Here is an 853-nt window from a genome sequence, read left to right on the forward strand (position 1 = left end):
TTGGAGCATCGGCTCTTTATACAAGTGTTGTAGATAGCACAGGTGGTCCAAAAGATTTCTACTTAAATTGTGGTTTTATACCTACTGGAAACTTAGTCGCAGGTAGGGAAATAGAGTTAAGCAGAACTCTTGAGCCCCAAACATAACAAACTGTTCAAGAGGGATTCGCAACGCGTGGCATTTTCACTATGCGTTGGTTTAAGTGATTAAGGTGGTATGCGGCGGCATCGGTATTGCGTTGCTCACCCCTTAACAGGGCGTTATGTGCTTGGAGGAAAATAGCAATGGAAGTAACTATCGGCAACGATTCCGAGTTGATCAAGCTGGCTCAATCTATCCGTTATCAGGTATTTACACTTGAACAACAGATCCCTACAGAATTAGACTTTGATGGATTAGATGAAGAGTCAATTCACGCGTTAGTAACGGAACAAGGTGAACCAATTGCTACTGCTCGCCTAACAGTGAAAGAAGACGGTTCTTCTATTATGGCTAGGGTAGTGGTTACTGAGGCATATCGAGGGGTTGGAGTTGCTTCAAAAATTGTTCAAGCATTAATGGTTCATGCACAGAGTATTGGTGTCGAGTCTATTGAAATCCACGCTCATGGTTATCTTAGAAAATACTATGAAAGGTTTGGTTTTGAGTTCATCAAAGAAGTAGAGATTGTGGGTGAGCATCAGCTAATTGAAATGCGGCACCAAATAGTACGCACATAACAAAGCGTTCAAGAGGGATTCTCAACGCTTGGCGGTTTTAGCTCATAGTTCAGTTTTTGTGTTTATGGCACAATAGTTTAAGTTAGGTGGCATTGCGTTGTTCACCCCTTAACGCGGCGTTATAGCTTTGGAGT

At 42.3% G+C, this 853-nt stretch carries 1 protein-coding gene; it reads left to right on the forward strand.

Features of this window, described 5'->3' with window-relative positions:
- The first annotated feature begins 284 nt into the window (after positions 1-284).
- A complete protein-coding gene (locus KJB35_RS26280; protein ID WP_213986556.1) occupies positions 285-719 on the forward strand; it encodes a GNAT family N-acetyltransferase in 435 nt (144 codons plus the stop codon).
- Positions 720-853: the final 134 nt, after the last annotated feature.

It is taken from the genome of Vibrio sp. D431a, assembly GCF_030248655.1.
GTDB classification, from domain to species: domain Bacteria; phylum Pseudomonadota; class Gammaproteobacteria; order Enterobacterales; family Vibrionaceae; genus Vibrio; species Vibrio alginolyticus.